Raw genomic sequence first — 17,258 nt, 5'->3', positions numbered from 1 at the left:
GGATGTCCCACCTGCTCTCAAGGTCCGATCGGCGGCGGCGAGACGACGCCAAGCACTGCCAGCAGCCCGCGCACCATCCACACGACATCGGAGCCGATCGTGCGCTGCGGATAATAGGAAAGGTCGAGCCTGGCTTTGGCAGGAAACAGAACCTCGCGGTAGAACAGTAGCGGATCCACGGACCGAGGATAAAAACGGGCTTCGTGCCGGAAGAGAACCTGGGCAGGACCCAGCAAGCCTGGCTTGTATTGTAAAATACCCTCGAAGCCCCCGCGAAAACAATCGGCGAAGGCAAGGCTCTCCGGGCGTGGCCCGATGATTGCCATCTCGCCTCTGAAGACGTTCCAAAGCTGTGGCAGTTCGTCGAATTTGGTGACGGCGAGGAACCGTCCTATCGGCGTCATGCGGCTGTCGTCGGCCATGGTCAGCGCCAAGCCACCGGGGTCGCATTGCACGCTGAACTTGCGGAACTTGTACATGCGGAATGGGCGAGCACCAGCCCCGACGCGGGTCTGAGTGAAGAAGATGGGCCGACCGCCTTCCAGCAGCAGCGCCACGGCAATCAGCAGCATCAGCGGGGCGAAGACGATCGCCGCGGCCGCAGCAATGACGAGATCGATTGCTCGTCTCGCAGACCCATGGGCGGCGCTCGAGACGTTAGACCGATGAATGGCTAGGTCCAGGGCATTCATGCGGCTGTTCCTGTCTGAGCGCAGTTATTGACCGCCGCGGCAAGAGCGACGACTACCGATTCAACCAATGGCGCGGTGATCTGCGGATGTAGCGGTACAGTCAGTTCGCGCTGCGCGAAATCTTCAGTGCGCGGTAAGTGAGTACCGGGAATGAGCTCACGATAGAGCGTCATCTGGTGCACCGGCGGGTAGTGGATAGTGGTTTGTATCCCTTGCGCGCGCAGTGCGTCGATGACGTCTTGCCTGTCGGCGTAACGTGGCAAAAGGATAGGCATGATGTGGTAGGCCGACGTCCGCGGCTCGTGGAACGGGATGGTCACGGCCGGGCAATGCTTCGCTATGAGACGGCGATACAGCATGACCAGGATACGCCTGATCTCATTCCACTCCTGCAAATTTTGCAGCTGGACCAGTCCGATTGCAGCCCGCAGTTCATCCATGCGATAGTTGAAACCGAGCATGGTGACATCATACTGCGGGGTGCGGCTGTTCAGCCTTTGACGCGTCCCGGTGGTCATCCCATGTCCACGCGCCTGGCGGATTGTCTCGAGCAGACCAGCATCCCTGGCAATCACTGCCCCGCCTTCCGCCGTGGTCATGTTCTTGTTGCCGTAGAAGCTGAAGGCGGCCGCGGCACCAAATGTCCCCACCTCCTTCAAGCCCGGCGCATGCGCCGCGTCCTCGACGATATGCAGCCCCCGGGCACGGGCGAACTTCTGCCAGTGTTCCCGATCGGCGAGGTAGCCGGCGAAATGGACAAGAATGACTGCCTTGGTGCGGGCCGTGCATTTCGCTTCGGCTTCCACGATCGACATCAGCGGCACGTCGGCTGACTCGATGTCGACGAAGACCGGCGTCGCACCGACATAGAGGACCGCATTTGCGGTCGCGACGAAAGTCAAGGATGGCACCAGCACCTCGTCGCCCGGTCCGATGCCAAGTGCGTGCAAAATGAGATGAAGCGCTGCGGTGCAAGAACTGACCGCGACGCAATCCTCCGCATCATGAACGTCGGCAAAAGCTTGTTCGAAGGCTCGTACCTGCTCCCCCATGGTCAGCCAGCCGCTGTCGATGACCTTGGTCAAAGCAGTCTTTTCCGGCACACCCAAGATCGGGGCACTGACCAAGAGCATCACAACCTCCTAGACTGATAACTGTGGGAACCGGGCTCGTGACTTCATCATGATCATGCAGCCGTCGCAGTGACCTCGATCGAGGCCGACTGGTCTTCCCAGGAAATGGTCTGTGCGTTCTGAAAGTCGTCGACGCGCCCGATATCGAGCCAGAGACCCTCATGTTTGTACACGTGCACGGTTGTGCCGTTCTGCATCATCTGCAGCATCAGGTCGTCGAACCCAAAGGGTATGCCGGATGGGATAAACTGCAGAACATCCGGGTTCATGCAGTAAATTCCCATGCTGACCAGATGCGAAAGCGTCGGCTTCTCGCGAAAGACCTGCACGGTATTGTCGACTTCGTCGATGACGCCGAAATCCATCTTGATCAGGCGACAGGCTGTTGCGATCGTCACTGGATCGGTGTGCTTACGGTGCGCTGCAACAAATCGACTGAGGCTTAGATCCGTGAGGACATCGCCATTGAGAACGATGAATGGCTCCGTCAGTTCATCCCTGATCAAAGACAGTGGCCCGATGGTGCCAAGCGGCTCCATCTCCTGCGTATATCGAATTTTCAGGTTCCACTGCGAGCCATCTCCACACACGGTGCGGATCAAGTGGCCGAGATACCCGGTTGTAATATAGACTTCCTGAATACCGTTGCGTCGCAACCATTTCAGAAGCATCTCGAGAACCGGCCGTGCGCCGATCGGCATGAGCGGCTTCGGCAAGACCGAAGTGAAGGGGCGCAGGCGTGTTCCCATTCCTCCACATTGAATAACCGCTTTCATCCTGGTCCTCCCTTGTTCATTCGGCCTGAACGCTATCGTCACGGGCCGGCTATCCTGCCCTGGTCAGCACCGGGAAACGCGTTCTTGTCCCCTCAGAAGAACCGGTGAGATTTCCCGTAGAAGACCGGTGAGTTTTCCCCACTGTCCCCTGATCCGGACATTGCATCTGGATGGTATGTGGCCGTCAGGGTGGATGTCGTCGTGCATTCGAATGGTAACAATTCAGCCGTTTTGCTGTTCTATATCTTTAGACCTATAGCACTGCTGAATGACCGACCGGTCTGTCAGCTGTCCAAAAGGTCAGAACGTATGTTCGACGACGTTCGGCGGGTTTCGCTCACAAGGGGCAAAAAAAGAGGAGCGTTTCCCGTCATTTAAGATTATATTAGAAATCTGGCGTTTGCGGTGTTGGGGGTGCCGCAGCGTCGGCTGGATGAATCGACGAGTGGATGGCCACGACTTTCAGGCCATCGCCGTTCAATCCATTCAGACAGGCGTTGGGGTAGTTCAATGTATCGAATCGTCATCGCCGACGATCACGGCTTGTATCGTCGCGGCTTGCGATTGGCACTGACCGCAGGCATTCCAGGTGTAGAGATATTTGAAGCGTCTTGTTTCGACGCGGTGCTCAGTTTGCTGGCAGAGCAATCGTTCGTGGATCTTGCGATCCTGGACCTGAATATGCCGGGCCTGTTCAATCAAGAAGTGCTCGGCGGGATCCTGTCCGCCTATCCGGACACGCGATTTGCGATCGTTTCCGGAAACGATTCACGCTCGGAAATACTCACCGCGCTGTCGATCGGGCTTCACGGCTACATCGTAAAATCGCAGACGGACGAAGAGGTTGTTTTGGCCGTCAATGAAATCCTCTCCGGCCGCATCTATGTTCCTGCACTTCTGTCACGCCCGGGTGCAACGCAAACAACCCACGCGCATACCCATTCCGACGACAAAGGCCCACAGAGGCGTACCGCTGGCGTCAACCTCGGCAGGCTGACCTCGAGGCAAAAGGAAGTCCTCAAGCTGATGGCGGAAGGCTATTCAAACAAGGAAATTGCGCGCGATCTGGAAATCGCGGAGGCGACCACGAAAATCCACGCTGCTGCGGTTCTGCGTGAGTTGGGGGTACGCAATCGGACCGAGGCTGCCGTTATGCTGAAGACTTGGCTTTCGAGACATGCCAGCTAGAGCGCCGCGCGTCCCTTTTGGACGTGCAAACGGCGTCCCAAGACTCCTCACGCATATTACTGCATATCCCAAAGCCGCAGCGCGGCTTTGGGCCAACGACATTCTTGGAAGGAACCCTGCGCATCTCAAAGGCCGCTCAGCGCGACCCGCCTTTTAGATATCTGCTTTCCGATTGGAGCACTGCACTACAATCCGATTTCCTTGCGTGACAGCCGCAGCGAATACCGCAACCCTTGGTCCGATATTTCCAGCCTGGGAGAGTGACCGACAAGCGGCGCTCCATCCACTCCGATTATCATGGAGCCGAAGCCATGACGGACTACGCTTGAGGTCCTACGCCGCCCCGATTCCACCCACTCGAACACGATATCACTGCCTGTTTCTTCAGGTGCGAACGTCCAGCTTACGTCGATCCGGCCTTTTGGATCGGCAAGCGCTCCATATTTCATGGAATTGGTGGCAAGCTCGTGAACGATCATTGCAAAACTCTCGGCGGCGCCTCCCGACATCGCCACGGAAGGACCGCTGACCGATATCGCACGTGTTCCAATATATGGGTGCAATTCTTGCGCAACGAGATCGTTTATCGCCCCCGATACGCTGCCGTTGCGTGAAAGAAGCAGATGGGTTGCCTCGAGCGCGCGTATCCGGTCGATCAGCATTTCCTTGTATTTGGCGACGTTGTTTCCGGGAACATCGACCATCTTCACGAGCGCCGTGATCACCGCGAAAACATTGCCGAATCTGTGACGCTGTTCGAGCATGATGCGCTCCCGCTTCTTTGCCGCGGCGCGCAGCAGCGTGGTTTGTCGTCTCTCGCTCAGGTCGGCAGCCACTCCAAGCCGCTGTCCACCATCATCATGTCTTTCCTCCCTTCCGCGCAGCGCAACCCAGCGGATATGTCCGTCCGGTCGGCGGACGCGTATCTCAACATCGTAATTCGTGACCGATGGTGCGGCCTTTCTTGATGCCGCCAGCTTTGGCCAGTCCGCCGGATGAACGACAGCTGACAGTTCCTCCAAACTGCGGCTATTGGCCTGGGCCAGGCCGAGAATGTCCCAGAACGTGTCCGAGCCCGTGACTGTCCCGTTTTTAAGGTCAATGCGCCACGTGGCCAAGCGTCCAGCAGACAGAGCGAGGTCCAGCCATTCCTTCTGAGCCCGAAGCGCTTCGTGAACAGCGCGTCGTTCCGAAATATCGTCGACCACCACGAAGATGCTCTCCGAGAGCCCCCCCTTGGGTACGGACGAAGAAAGCGTTAGCCGAGCCCAGAAGGCCGTACCGTCCTTTCTTGACAGACGGACCTCGGAAACGAACGAAGAGATGTCATTGCCCAGCCTCGCCAACAATTGCGCCAAGGTGTGCCGGTCGTTCGGATGGGCGAGCGTATCGAGTTGCAATTGGGCAAGCTCCTCCTCCTTGTACCCGGTCATCTCGCAAAGGCGTTTGTTGGACTGCAGCAACTCACCTTTCTCGTTGGTGTTCGCGAATCCCAGGGCAGCACGTTCGAAGGCCCAACGATAGCGGCTTTCGGTCGCCTCGACGGCAGCGAGCCTGGCCTCCGCGACTTCCAGCAACTCACGCAAGTCCTGCCGAAGGCGATGGAAGGTCATGGCAATCACGCCGCCCGAAACCAGAAGCAGGATTGCGCGTGCCCAATCTCCACTTGAAATCTGATCGTGTCCTCGTGCCCACAGCCCGACAGCCACCATCAGAATGGTCGCAGCGAGCGCCGGTACGCGGTCTTCGAGATAGGCGATAATAATAATAGCCGGAATAAATTCCAGAAAACTGGCGCCTTGCCCAATATAGGCTGAGGATTTTATTTCAAATATCAGTGTGGCGGCCAACACCGATGCAGAGGCAATATGAGTTAGCAATCTGCCCGACGGGTTCGAATTCGACCTGCGCGACTGCGAGCTCATGGACACAGACTACAACCTTCTGACTAGCCCGTCGAGACTAGAGCAAAAAACGTACAGCTTAGTACCACTGCCGGATTGCCATACCGCTATCATAGCGCGCATTTTATCGGACGCAGCGGGGCCTAGGAGCTGCCTTAGAACTGTCGGATCATATTAAGTTTTTCAAGGTGGTGATGAACATATCATCCGTCAGCGCATAGAAGACTAGAATCCAGCTACACATAGAAGACTATCTGAATCCCGAATACTTATTTCGGGCGTGTGAAACTTTGGGTTAGGGGTAGAAAATGAATCTGATTGATAGACAGGTCGATGCTTCTTCGAGCAATCGGTACATTGCTACGAGGACCAAGTATGATTTTGAAGCGCGGAATACGCGGCCCTCTTCTTCTGGTCACCTTCCCGATCGCGCATCGGATCCATTGGACGCAAGGTTCGGCGAACAAAAAGGCCGCAGTCTGGAATCCATAACCGGCGTGCTTGATCGCATTGGCTGTGGCTATCTTGTGCTGAATCGCGAAAGAAAAGTAGTCGAGTGGAACGCAGCCGCCCAAACCACGCTTGAGCGCCAGGGCGAAGCGGCCGACACGGCGAGCGGACTTACGGCCGCCCTAAGGCGGCTGATCGCGAATGTTCCGGGCCAATTCCTGCCGGGCTCGTTGTCTTGGGTGGTGATCCGCAGCAGGGGCGACCGACCGGTGATACTGAACGAGAACGGCGTTATCGCTCCCGAGGGGACGAGCATTGTGGCGTTGCTGGATCGCGACAACAGGTCGGGGCCAAATCCTCGCACGCTGCAAAGAATGTTTGGCCTGACGAGCGCAGAAACGCACCTCGCCTTGCGCTTGGCCCAGGGCGACGCACCTTTGGAGATCGCCCGCAGCTGGCGTCTCAGCCGCACCACGATCCGTTCCCAGCTTGCCTCGCTGTTCGCCAAGACCGAAACAAAACGCCAGGCGGAACTGGTGGCCCTTCTTGGGCGTATTTCGGTCCTGCCGTAAGGGCCGGCCACTTAGATCCAATCGCCCGGACGTCGACATCTGCCTGGGATTCAAAACTGCGCAAGTTGGCGTGTCATGACTTGGCAGGTCGTGCATCGCGTTGCGCACTCCACCAGGTTCGATGCGCCAGCGTAAATGTCGAAAGCCGCAATCCCGGACCGGCGATTCGGTACCGTCGAACGGATTCGAAAGGCGACAAGTGGACAACGGTCTATGCAGCGAGTCTGTCCTTGCCGCAGCGGAGAAGATGGAAATCGCTCGATCCCGTTCGGACCGCGCGGTGCAGAAACTTGCACGGACAGGACCGATCGTCGTCACCGGCGCCGCAGGCTTCATTGGTTTTCACGTGGCCTCACGGCTTTTGCGTCTCGGTGTCAAAGTCGTGGGCGTCGACAATTTCACGCCCTACTACGATCTGCGGCTCAAGGAAGCGCGATTTGCACGCCTCTGTAGCGAGGCGAAATTCACGCCGGTGCGAATGGATCTGGCCGATGCCGCGCGCGTTCAGTTGCTGTTTTCACACGTTCGCCCCTCACACTTTGTCCATCTCGCGGCTCAGGCCGGCGTGCGTCATTCACTTGTTGACCCGCACGCCTATGTGCAATCGAACGTAGTGGCGTTTCTCAACGTCCTTGAGGGCTGCCGGCATCACAGCGTCAGTCATCTCGTCTACGCCTCTTCGAGCTCCGTCTACGGCTTGAATCGAACCGTACCGTTTTCCGAACACCACGGCGCCGATCATCCCGTCAGCTTCTACGCCGCCACCAGCCATTTGTTCGGCCTGCCCGTGACCGGACTGCGCTTCTTCACCGTTTACGGCCCTTGGGGCAGGCCCGACATGGCGGTCTACTTGTTCACGCGCGCGATCGTCGAGGGCAAACCAATTAGGGCAAACCAATTCAAGTAGCCAATGCCGGCCGCGTGTGGCGGGATTTCACCTACATCGACGATATCGCTGAGGGCGTGGTTCGAGCACTTGCCGCACCGCCGCGGCCAGATCCGAATTGGGACCCTTGCACCGCCGACCCTGCCACAAGTTCCGCGCCATATCGCGTCTACAATATCGGCAACGACCGGCCCGAGGAGATCAACCGGCTGATTTCGATCATCGAGACCGCTCTTGGCAGCCGGGCGCTTCGCGTCGATGTGCCGTTGCCGCCTGGCGACGTTCTGGAGACGCGCGCCGACGTCAGCGATCTTCGCCAGGGCGTCGGCTTCGTCCCGGCAACACCGCTCGAGGATGGAGTGCAACGCTTTGTCGAATGGTACCGGGACTTTCATGGAACGGATGCCGCGGCCAGCATACGGCAACAGACGTTGGTGAATGATGAGGCCACCGTGTAGGCCGCGCGGCCTGTCGGGCGATGATCTGCCACTCGCCGCGTAACGCGTCGGCCAGAAAGCCGCCCTCGCCAGCCTCTATCCGACACAACCCTGGACTCGAAATTCCTGAACGCTGATGTCGTCGCGTATCGGGGCGACGGTTTCAGATCAGCGCAGGAACCAATGTCGCGGCTGGCCTTCGACTGCGTGCGTTCTGAACGATGTTAGCGCAAAGATCAGCCCAGGGATAATTTTCAGCCGTTTGCTGATGTAGATCGACATCGCCACATTCCAAATCGCCAACGCAAGCGCGAGGCCGATTGCGGCGCCCGGCGCGCCGTAGAGCGCAATTCCTGTGGCACAGCCTATGACACTGGCCGCAGCGCCGACGATCATGGTTACGGCTGCCGCCCATTCGTTTCCGGTCATCATCAAGAGGAGCATCTGGGGGCCGCACAGCGCGACAAAGACATATCCGAGAATGAGTATCCGCGCGACGGGTGCCGCGGTACTGAAATCCCCGCCGAACCAGCTCAACAGAGGTTCAATAATCGCAAGCATCGGGATGGCCATCGTTAGAGCCCCGCCAGAGGAAAGTAGGGCGGCCCGTGAAAACAGCTGCTGCAGAGCGAGCCGATCGCCTCGGGCATGAAGGGCAGCCGCTGTCGGCGCAAACATCGTAGAGACGGCAACCAGGGAAAGGCTCACAAGCAAGGCGACATTCAATCCCAATGCGAAAATGCCTGCTTCGCGAATGTGATGCGTCCAGCCCAGCACCATGACCCCGGCCCGGCTGATGAAAACATCGAGCCCAGCCATGAGCATCATTGGCGGAACTGCGGACCACCATTCCCGCGACTCGTCGGCTGGCTGAGCCTGCCGCAAGCCAGGCGGCTGAAATTTTGCCGCCATGACGAACACCAGGCCGACCGTGATGGCTGAACTTGCCAGCACCGCCTGCATCACCAAGGGTGCGTTGGGGGTCCATGATCGGGATAAGACCGCCATTCCCAGCAACGTCAACAAGAGGCCGTCGCGCACGATGCGTTCCGGCAGGAGGGACGAGACACCGCCGCCGAAAGCACGAACAAGTGTTGCGCCCAACGCGTAGGCGGTGACCAAAGGCACTGCTGCCATGCCTAGCAGCTGGCTGATTTGAAGCTCCTTGTGAGAAGGATCTGAAAAGAAAAAAACCAAGGCGGCGCCAATGATGCCGAATAGTGTCGCTGCCGCAAGCGACCTTTGCAGAGCAAACCTGATTACGCCGTGTACCAGGTCAAGCCGCCCCTTGGCACTGTAAGCGGAGACGAAACGTAACAAGGATACATGGAAACCAAGCGTTGCAAGATAGGCAAGCACCGAGGTCCAGGCCAGAACATAGGAATAGATGCCATAGCTGGTGGAGCCGACGATGCGCGCAATCAACAACTGCGCCAAGCTGGTCAGGCCCGCACCCCCGATATAGACCAAAAGAGCGAAGATGCTGGCATAGCCGAGACCCCTGCCCGTGTCCTCCTTGTGCGGCAAAACCATATTCGTTGGAGCAACGGCGGCCGCAGGGAAGCGGGCGAGCTTCGGATCGCTGCAATCGTCGATGTCTCTTGCGCCGGCCTCGCGCATTTCATCGCCCTGATCGCCCTTGGCCGCGGACCCGGCTCCGGACTGCGAGATCGTCGATATTATCTTCCGCTCGACAGGCCGAATGCCGTGGCGGTCGTTACGCGGAATCCCGCATGTGACACTCATGATGTTCTCTCGAGCAAGAGATCCGCGCTGTCCCCAAACCGGTAGCCGGCGTGTTTCCTGAGATTGACCTGCGTGAGAACGCTGCCTACGGGGACCTGAGCCGTCTCGTTCTCCGTCAGCAACTGCAGAACACCACGCGCGATGCTGCGGCGCGTCTTGGCCCAGCGAACAGCGAAAAGAACCGCGTCAGCCCAGCCCGTGAGTAGCCTGGCCTCAGGTCCTCCAAGGCCCAGTGGTCCATTTATGATGACGATGCTGTACATCGAGCGCAGCTCATCTGTGACCAGAGACCCGTCGATCATGGACAGTTGCGGCAGCAAATCCTCCGATGGTGCGAGTGCCATGAAGTCAATGCCAATTTCGGGCATCCCGGTGACCGCGTCGTGCAGGGGACAACGGTCGCTCATATAGTCTCCAAAGGATTTATGCGGCTTGAACGCACCGAATTCGTTCAGAAACTCGTTCGTGAGGCGGGCGCCCGTGCCGTCAAGATCGAGAAAAAGCACTCGTCCCCCAAGTCGGGTAGCTGCCAAGGCGAGGCTCCATGCGAGCTCGGTCTTGCCATCATGCCGGACGCTGGACGTTACGAGGATGACGTGCGACGCGCGGCCCCTCGCCTTGTTGAGCGTCACCGTGACAAGGAGAGAGGTGACCGCTCGGCTGTAGCTGCAGTTTTGCTGGCCGAGAACCAGCTGCTGTAGTCGTTTCGCGTGTATTGTGGGCGCTTCCGGTATCAGCCCCAGGCACGGAACCCTGAGCGCGGCTTCAGCTTCGGCCCCGCCGCGCAAGGTCTGATTGAGACGGCTGCGGACCATGACGAAGATCCCGCCAATGAGGCCAAATACGATCATGCCGGGCGGAATAAGAAAGACGGGCGGCAGGGTTTTTGGATTAGTCGGCGGCCAGGCCGCTGAAAGGATAGAGACCCCGGGCAAGGGCGTTGCGATGCGCTGGACCAGATCCTGTTGTTGGGTGAGAAGCTGGTTGTATCGCTGCGTCAGGATGCTGACCTGCGGCTCGAGCGCACGCAAGCCGGAAAGCCGGCCGGCTGTGTCGGCCACCACCGCATCGAGCACATTCTTACGCCCCTCCAGAGCAGCAATCTGGGCACGGTAGATGTTCGCCTCCGCTACAATGCGAGCAGTGCCTTGTTCGATCTCGCCGTTGATCGCAGTGCTAAGGCCCGCATCCGCATTGTCGTTGGCTTGGCGGGCCGCCATGTCGGCCAACACCGGAGACCCGATCGCTTTGGCGAGCGCCGCGACCGATGCTCCTTCCTCTCGCAAAGCCTCGATGTGCTGAAGGCGAGATTCCGTCGCTGAGAGATCCGCTTTCGACAACGATATCTGCTGACTAAGTTCGGCTGTCTCCTTGGCAGCGTTATCCGCCGCACCTTGATCGGCCGCGCCATGGCTCAGTCGATACTTTTCCAGGCGGTCGGTCGCTTTCGCCAGGTCGCTTTGTACGACCGGCAGGCTGGCGACGATCGAGGCGAGTTCCAGCCTGTCTGACGCCCTGCGCTTCTGTGCGAGATCGTCGATGTATACTTGGACGAACGTATTGGCCACCAGGGCGGCTCGCGCCGGATCGTCGTCAGTGAAGCCGACGGTGATCACCCTTGATCTCAGTTCCTGTCCAACCCTCATGCCCTTCCGCAATGCCTTGAGTTCGGCTGCATCGGCCGCCTCCGGCCTGCCCTGCGGCCAAATCCTTTCTAGCAGACCGGCTGCGAAGGTGCGCATGTTCTGCAGGTTGCCGCCTACCGGGGCGGCGGGGGAATTACCGATATCACCTTGCTCAGCAATATTGCCGATCTCTGTCTTGCGTAGGACTGCCACCACGCGACGCAGATGCCCCTGCGAAGAGAGCATGGTTAAGTGGTCATCAATGCTCGCATCCAGCATCTCCTGAGCAGAATCCGCGCCTCCGGGAGCCGCATTCCTGCCAGGAGCATCGACAATCACCTGTGCGGTCGCCTCGAACAGGACAGGACGCACAAAACCCGCAAGCCCAGCCAACACTCCGCCCAAAATCACCATTGCAAGCAGGAACCATTTTCTCCTCGCAATGGTAGTGAGGAGTTGATGGAAGGGGGTCTGCGCGTCGACCTGTTCGCGCAGGAATGGCCTCATGCGCGGGTTGATCTCGCGCGTCGGCACGTGCATGTCAGTGGCGCGCGGAAGGTGAATTCGGCTGACTATGGACCCTTCCATCTCATACTCCTGTCAGTTCGAGCGCTGTGGACATGCCCGTTGCCGGCCCGGCGGACCGCCCGACCTCGTTGCGCCAGGCCTGGAACATCAACGCGGGCCACAAATCGCGAGAATGATCCTGACTTCCGTCAAGATGGTCGCGCCAGCAGGTTTCGACCTTCGCAAAGTCGAAGATCCCATCTCCGGAGAGGCGTATATCGGCGACTAGATCGCTGGCCCAGATGCGCAACGGGCCGCTCAGCCAGACTGCTATGGGAACATCGAAACCCTGCTTCGGCCGGTCGATCAGCCGTTGCGGAACATAGCGGCTAAGCAGCTGACGAAGAAGCCACTTGCCTTTGCCATTGCGGACCTTCGCATGTGCCGGCAGCTGCCAGGCGAATTCGACAACCCGATGGTCGAGAAGCGGGCACCGGCCTTCGAGGCTGTTGGCCATGCTGGCGCGGTCCAACTTCACCAGTATATCGTCGGGCAGGTAACCGGCCATATCGTCGTACAAGAGACGGGACAGCAGGCCATCAAGCCGGGGGGACCCTTGAATTGATGTGGGCGGCGTGTGGAGTGCGAGGCTCCCGGTCGATGCTCCGGTCAGCCGTCGATACAATTCGTCCTCATCTGGTGCAGCGAGCAGCCGAGCGAGGCGATGCAGCCGGTCGCTCCGCAGCGCGTGCCGTCCACTCGCCGAAAGCGGCAGCATGCCGACGAAATCGTGACGCGCTGCACGGGCCAGCAATCCGACGCCTGCAGCAAGGGCGTGACGCAGCGGCGACGGCAGCGCATGCTGTCGTTTCAACCGCGCAGCCATGAAATGACGGGCGTAACCGGCGAAGCATTCATCGCCACCGTCGCCTGACAGGGCCACCGTAACGTGTTGGCGAGCGAGCCGCGCCACGAGCAAAGTCGGTATCTGCGATTCATCGGCGAACGGCTCATCCCAGATCCGCGGCAGTTCCGGAATGACTTCGCGCGCAGCGGCTGCTGAAAGGTGGAGTTCAGTGTGATCGGTGCCCAGGTGCCGCGCGACCTCCGCGGCGTGGGGAGCTTCATCAAACCCGTCTTCTCCGAAAGCGATCGTGAATGTGCGCACCGGTTTTGGCGATTGGGCCTGCATCAGCGCCACAACCGTGGAGCTGTCGAGGCCACCAGAGAGAAAGGCACCCAGCGGCACATCGGCTATCATGCGTTCCCGGACGGCAAGTCGAAGCAGGTCGTCGAGTTTGTCGGTCAGTTCGTCGTCGGTGCCGGCGATCGGATTCTGTCGTCCGTTCGCGGCGACTTCAGGCAGCGACCACCAGTGTCGGGCGCGTTGCGAAAGGGATGCGGCACTGCGCGCCTCGGCAAAATCCGCCGCCGTCACAGACAGAACCGAGCCTGGAGGTAACTTGAATACGCCTTGCCAGATGCAACTGTTACCCGGTACCCATCCCTTCGAAAGCATTGTCGCGGCCGCGTCGAGATCGAGCTCTTGACAGAAACCTGGAAAACGATGGATTGCCTTCAGCTCGGAGGCAAAAACGAGCGCATCGCGCGTTGCAGCAATAAAGAGCGGCTTCTTGCCCATTCGGTCGCGGGCGAGATGGAGGGTCCTGGTCTTTAGATCCCACAATCCAAATGCGAACATGCCAGCGAGGCGCGTCAGTGCGGTGTCGAGACCCCAGCTCTCGATTGCGCACAGCATCACTTCGGTATCGCTGGCGCTGCGGAACCGATGGCCAGCGTCTTCAAGCTCGCGGCGCAGATCGCGGAAATTGTAGATCTCGCCGTTGAAGGTAATGGTATATCGGCCACTTGCCGAAAGCATCGGCTGGCGCCCTGCTTCCGATAGGTCGACTATAGCCAAACGCCTGTGGCCGAAGGCGATGCCGGCTTCGCGATTGATCCAGAAGCCTTCGCCGTCAGGCCCACGATGACGAAGGGCCGTCGTCATCTGGCCAATTGCCCTGAGCGGCTCGATGTTGGCGGCATCGGGTGCAAGGAGAATTCCGGTAATCCCACACATGCCATCACCTCAGGTCGCTGGAGGTTGCCGAAATCGTTCGCGGCGTTCCGGCAACAAGGCAAATGGTAAGCGCAAACCACACGATTGGATGGCGGATGATCAGATGTGGCATTCCGAAAATGACGATCGACACCACCAACACGAACAGGGCATCGAGCTTCGCACGCCACGCGCATAAAGCCGCCGCGCCGACAATCCAGGCCAGGGCCAGGACCGCAACCAAACCACCTTGCGTGTACAGATCGAGAATCGTGTTGTGGGCTTCGAAAGGTCGGGGCAGAAACTGGCTGTCGCCGACGGGGGGGCGCTCCAGATGCGGGCCAGGACCAAGGCCCAGGGATCCTGACGTTAGGCCCTTGTCCAATGCATCTCCCCAGAGTTGGATTCGAAGTGCAGCGGTTTCGGCGGTCCCCTGGCCGCCCTTGTCCTTGGTAAGACTCAAGGCGAACTGTTCGACGCTGCCCACCTCCGTGACGATGTAAGGCGTCATCGACATTGCCAACGGAAGGAAGCCAATCATCAGCAGAAGGGTAACTTGCCGGGACAGGCTGACCTTGCCGTCACCGGCTGCGAGCCATGTCCGAACCCGCAGCCCAACAAATATCAGGCCGACCAGGACCGTCGTGTAAAGATAGGCATCACTCTTCGTCAGCCTTCCGATATAGATGGTCAGGATAAGGCTGCTGAGCCCGGCCAACCTCGCCCACGGCTTGCTTGTGGTCGTCGCAAGATGCAAGGCGAGCGGACCAAAGAGTGCGCAATAGAGCGCGAGCTGGTTGGGGTTCTCTGACCAGCCTCGGAAGCGATCCCAGTACCAGGGATCGACGCCGGATTGGTGAATCCAACCCCATCCAAGTGCCAACTGAACAACAAAGCATGCATTCGCGATAGCGACCACCCACCAGGCAGTACTGCGCAGACGGCGATCCGCGTCGGGCTCCGCGGCGGCCAGGCAGGTGACGCAGATCAGCAGCAGGTAGGCTATGACATCGTGCATCACCACCGACAGATACAGCACCGTGGTCAGGTAGCCGACGATGGTTCCAATACCCAGAGCGAGCGTGATGATCAGCCAGAAGCCCGCAACATGGATCAGGGCGGGCCTGACGACCAAGTGACCGCCGGCGAGCACCCGCCCGATCGACAGCATGATCCAAAGCGCGAGAAACAATTCGCCATAGCCGAAGGGCAAGCCCGGAACTGAGAGCTGCGCCGCATACGACATGGCAACGCCGCAGGCCAGGATCGCGTCCCGGATCATCGGCGTGCTCCACCGGATCCGCGGTTTGCAGCAGGCTCTTCAAGCAACACCGGCGATGCCGGTCGAGCGATGCCCTCCCGGGATTTGGCACTAAGGACATTGTCGAAGAGATCGCAATATTGCTCGACCACCCAGGGCAGCGAGAACTGCGTCCGGACGAGCTCGACAGAGCGAGCGCCCATGGTCGTTCCCTTCCGGCGGTCGGACAGGACCTCTATAATTCGAGAGGCAAGGCTGTTCGCATCGTGCGGGGGGACGAGATAGCCGTTCCATCCGTCCTCGACCACCTCATTGCAACCAGGCATCATCGAGGCGACGATAGGCAATCCTGCGAGCCCTGCCTCCAGCAGGACGCGCGGAATCCCTTCTCGGTATTGTGTTGGAAAGGCGAACAGATCGGCCATGCCAAGAAGGGCAGGAACGTCGCGTCGTAGACCCAACGCGATGACATGCGGCACATGCCGATCGATCTCCGCCTTGTCCACTGCAAACGGGCCCTCGGATTCCAATGGCCCGACAAGCACGAAACGGGCATTGGGCCTTTCCGACAGGATGCGAGGGACTGCCTTGAGGAGTGTCGGGATGCCTTTCTGGCGCGTTAGCCGGCCGACAAAAATCACGATCTCGGCGGATTGGAGCCCAAGCTCTTCGCGCATTTTCATCGCCGACGGGGCAAGATGCCTTGCCATGGCGAACGCATCGACGTCGATTCCAGAACTGCGGATCACTCGTCCGCTGCCGCGTCCGATCAGTCGGTAGCGTTCAAAGAATGCCTGATCGTCCCGATTCTGGAACACCGTAGCCGCCGTCCATAACGACGAAAGCCATTGCAGTCCGCAAAAGATTGGGCGCAGGGCAAGAGCGCGCGGTTCCAGGGACGAGAACGTCCAGCCCAGACCGTTGATAGTGCGCACGACTGGAACGCTCCCGCGCACCGCAAGTGGCGTCACCAGGTTGGGCTTGGTGTCGAAGCTTTGGATAATGTCCGGCCGGAGTTCCGCCATCAGCTTTCGAATGGTTCTGATAGCGGCCCATTCTCCGCTGCTGCTGGAAAATCGGTCGAAACCGTAGCTGCGATGCGGAATGCCATGCCGCAGGAATGCGGCTTCACCGCCGCTCGACACCGCAGTAACCCGAAATCCCTTCTCTCGCAGCGACATCAGGAACGGAATTCGCAGGGCATGATCCTCGCCTCCGACACACACGAGATGCGGATTCATCCTGCGTCTCCTGACCGTTCGCTGTAGTCCGATCGCGCAAAGTGGCCGGCCCTTGAATTTGCTTTCATGGTGTTGGTTTCGCTACCCATCTCGCCCATGGTCACGGTAGGGGCAGGTCTTGCCACTGTCCTCGTCTGTTTAAATGACGCAAACCCTGTCTCGGCAACGGGCCGCCGTACCCAGCCGGTTCAGGTCGTCGCGCGTTGCATCAAAGAGGTCGCCACTGCCCGGGTGCCGAGCCGGGTCCGCAGACAGCTCGCGCTCCGCGGCACACTTTCCTGTCATTGCTGGCTATCGTCGGAAAGCCGCCTGCTTTAGCGCGGCTCCCATCATCGTCTGGATGCGCGAAGTTTGACCACGCGGGAGGTGATCGTCCGTGCCTCCGAGGCTAGCAGGATTGGAATGCCGTCGCGAACCGGATAGGCAAGTCCTGCGCTCTTCGAAACGAGTTCATCGCGATCCGAATCCCAGGCAAGTGAGCACTTGGTCATTGGGCATACCAGCCATTCTAACAACTCAGAGTTGAACGAGGCATTCTCTTCGGCTCGCTTATCCGAATCCATCTGCTATTCCTTTCTCGGCCGCGACATCAACAGTGAGCTCCGACGCGAGCGCCCTTCGCGATACAAGCCGTCACCCGACGTCATCGCTGTAATTCGTAGGATTCCGGCAAGTGTCATAAGCCTTGCAAACTGCACAATCACGCTAGGTGGAGGCTTGGCCACTGTCGTCGTCCGTTTGAATGAATCGACATGAACGGACCCGTATGTCGGCGAAGTTG

12 protein-coding genes and 1 pseudogene are annotated in these 17,258 nt (G+C 59.3%); 3 read left to right on the top strand and 10 right to left on the bottom strand.

The window, feature by feature from the left end; genetic code table 11:
• Window positions 1-17: 17 nt before the first annotated feature.
• Genes NKI19_RS15850 through NKI19_RS15840 form a run of 3 tightly spaced genes read right to left on the bottom strand, consistent with a single transcriptional unit; the run spans window position 18 to window position 2,601 of the window.
• On the bottom strand, window positions 18-692 hold the full coding sequence (locus NKI19_RS15850) for a sugar transferase (protein ID WP_352489804.1): 675 nt from the start codon (window positions 690-692) through the stop codon (window positions 18-20).
• Window positions 689-1,825: a DegT/DnrJ/EryC1/StrS family aminotransferase gene (locus tag NKI19_RS15845; protein ID WP_352490098.1), complete on the bottom strand. Its 1,137-nt coding sequence runs from the start codon at window positions 1,823-1,825 to the stop codon at window positions 689-691. Before NKI19_RS15845 ends, NKI19_RS15850 begins: the two co-directional genes overlap by 4 nt.
• 53 nt (window positions 1,826-1,878) lie before the next feature.
• Window positions 1,879-2,601 (bottom strand): nucleotidyltransferase family protein, encoded by a 723-nt coding sequence (locus NKI19_RS15840; protein WP_023675619.1) that lies wholly within the window; start codon window positions 2,599-2,601, stop codon window positions 1,879-1,881.
• 510 nt (window positions 2,602-3,111) lie between these two features.
• Between NKI19_RS15840 and NKI19_RS15835 the strand changes: the two genes are divergently transcribed.
• A complete protein-coding gene (locus NKI19_RS15835) occupies window positions 3,112-3,789 on the top strand; it encodes a LuxR C-terminal-related transcriptional regulator (protein ID WP_023675618.1) in 678 nt (225 codons plus the stop codon).
• A gap of 185 nt (window positions 3,790-3,974) precedes the next feature.
• Here the strand turns inward: NKI19_RS15835 and NKI19_RS15830 are convergent, their stop codons facing one another.
• Window positions 3,975-5,642 (bottom strand): sensor histidine kinase, encoded by a 1,668-nt coding sequence (locus NKI19_RS15830; protein ID WP_352490097.1) that lies wholly within the window; start codon window positions 5,640-5,642, stop codon window positions 3,975-3,977.
• 359 nt (window positions 5,643-6,001) lie between these two features.
• Here NKI19_RS15830 and NKI19_RS15825 point away from each other — a divergent pair, with 359 nt between their 5' ends.
• Both NKI19_RS15825 and NKI19_RS15820 read left to right on the top strand, forming a co-directional pair.
• A complete protein-coding gene (locus NKI19_RS15825; RefSeq protein WP_352489803.1) occupies window positions 6,002-6,715 on the top strand; it encodes a helix-turn-helix transcriptional regulator in 714 nt (237 codons plus the stop codon).
• A 247-nt stretch (window positions 6,716-6,962) separates the two neighbouring features.
• Window positions 6,963-8,059 (top strand): annotated as a pseudogene (locus tag NKI19_RS15820) (NAD-dependent epimerase/dehydratase family protein).
• A 147-nt stretch (window positions 8,060-8,206) separates the two neighbouring features.
• On the opposite strand, the gene NKI19_RS15815 reads toward NKI19_RS15820, so the two are convergent.
• From NKI19_RS15815 to NKI19_RS15790, 6 genes are all read right to left on the bottom strand, one after another.
• On the bottom strand, window positions 8,207-9,784 hold the full coding sequence (locus NKI19_RS15815) for a lipopolysaccharide biosynthesis protein (RefSeq protein ID WP_352489801.1): 1,578 nt from the start codon (window positions 9,782-9,784) through the stop codon (window positions 8,207-8,209).
• Window positions 9,781-11,997 (bottom strand): GumC family protein, encoded by a 2,217-nt coding sequence (locus NKI19_RS15810; RefSeq protein ID WP_352489800.1) that lies wholly within the window; start codon window positions 11,995-11,997, stop codon window positions 9,781-9,783. The genes NKI19_RS15815 and NKI19_RS15810 overlap by 4 nt, the downstream gene beginning before the upstream one ends.
• Window position 11,998: 1 nt before the next feature.
• Window positions 11,999-13,996 carry an asparagine synthase (glutamine-hydrolyzing) gene (gene asnB / locus NKI19_RS15805; RefSeq protein WP_352489799.1) on the bottom strand — a complete coding sequence of 666 codons (1,998 nt, stop codon included), beginning with the start codon at window positions 13,994-13,996 and terminating at the stop codon, window positions 11,999-12,001.
• Window positions 13,997-14,000: 4 nt separating this feature from the next.
• The gene (locus NKI19_RS15800; protein ID WP_352489798.1) at window positions 14,001-15,257 is read right to left on the bottom strand and encodes an O-antigen ligase family protein; all 1,257 of its coding nucleotides are present in this window, start codon (window positions 15,255-15,257) and stop codon (window positions 14,001-14,003) included.
• The gene (locus tag NKI19_RS15795; RefSeq protein WP_352489797.1) at window positions 15,254-16,477 is read right to left on the bottom strand and encodes a glycosyltransferase family 4 protein; all 1,224 of its coding nucleotides are present in this window, start codon (window positions 16,475-16,477) and stop codon (window positions 15,254-15,256) included. The genes NKI19_RS15800 and NKI19_RS15795 overlap by 4 nt, the downstream gene beginning before the upstream one ends.
• Before the next feature lie 329 nt (window positions 16,478-16,806).
• Window positions 16,807-17,040 carry a Trm112 family protein gene (locus NKI19_RS15790; RefSeq protein WP_352489796.1) on the bottom strand — a complete coding sequence of 78 codons (234 nt, stop codon included), beginning with the start codon at window positions 17,038-17,040 and terminating at the stop codon, window positions 16,807-16,809.
• Window positions 17,041-17,258 lie beyond the last annotated feature (218 nt).

Source organism: Mesorhizobium sp. M0751 (assembly GCF_040320265.1).
Taxonomy (GTDB): Bacteria; Pseudomonadota; Alphaproteobacteria; order Rhizobiales; family Rhizobiaceae; genus Mesorhizobium.
The sequence above is the reverse complement of the archived record's forward strand: the minus strand, read 5'-3'. Positions and strand labels throughout refer to the sequence as shown.

What these genes read in the sequence shown, in the direction of transcription:
- NKI19_RS15850 (WP_352489804.1), bottom strand. Translation starts at nt 692, where the DNA reads ATGAATGCCCTGGACCTAGCCATTCATCGGTCTAACGTCTCGAGCGCC.
- NKI19_RS15845 (WP_352490098.1), bottom strand. Translation starts at nt 1,825, where the DNA reads ATGCTCTTGGTCAGTGCCCCGATCTTGGGTGTGCCGGAAAAGACTGCT.
- NKI19_RS15840 (WP_023675619.1), bottom strand. Translation starts at nt 2,601, where the DNA reads ATGAAAGCGGTTATTCAATGTGGAGGAATGGGAACACGCCTGCGCCCC.
- NKI19_RS15835 (WP_023675618.1), top strand. Translation starts at nt 3,112, where the DNA reads ATGTATCGAATCGTCATCGCCGACGATCACGGCTTGTATCGTCGCGGC.
- NKI19_RS15825 (WP_352489803.1), top strand. Translation starts at nt 6,002, where the DNA reads ATGAATCTGATTGATAGACAGGTCGATGCTTCTTCGAGCAATCGGTAC.
- NKI19_RS15815 (WP_352489801.1), bottom strand. Translation starts at nt 9,784, where the DNA reads ATGAGTGTCACATGCGGGATTCCGCGTAACGACCGCCACGGCATTCGG.
- NKI19_RS15810 (WP_352489800.1), bottom strand. Translation starts at nt 11,997, where the DNA reads ATGGAAGGGTCCATAGTCAGCCGAATTCACCTTCCGCGCGCCACTGAC.
- asnB (WP_352489799.1), bottom strand. Translation starts at nt 13,996, where the DNA reads ATGTGTGGGATTACCGGAATTCTCCTTGCACCCGATGCCGCCAACATC.
- NKI19_RS15800 (WP_352489798.1), bottom strand. Translation starts at nt 15,257, where the DNA reads ATGATCCGGGACGCGATCCTGGCCTGCGGCGTTGCCATGTCGTATGCG.
- NKI19_RS15795 (WP_352489797.1), bottom strand. Translation starts at nt 16,477, where the DNA reads ATGAATCCGCATCTCGTGTGTGTCGGAGGCGAGGATCATGCCCTGCGA.
- NKI19_RS15790 (WP_352489796.1), bottom strand. Translation starts at nt 17,040, where the DNA reads ATGGATTCGGATAAGCGAGCCGAAGAGAATGCCTCGTTCAACTCTGAG.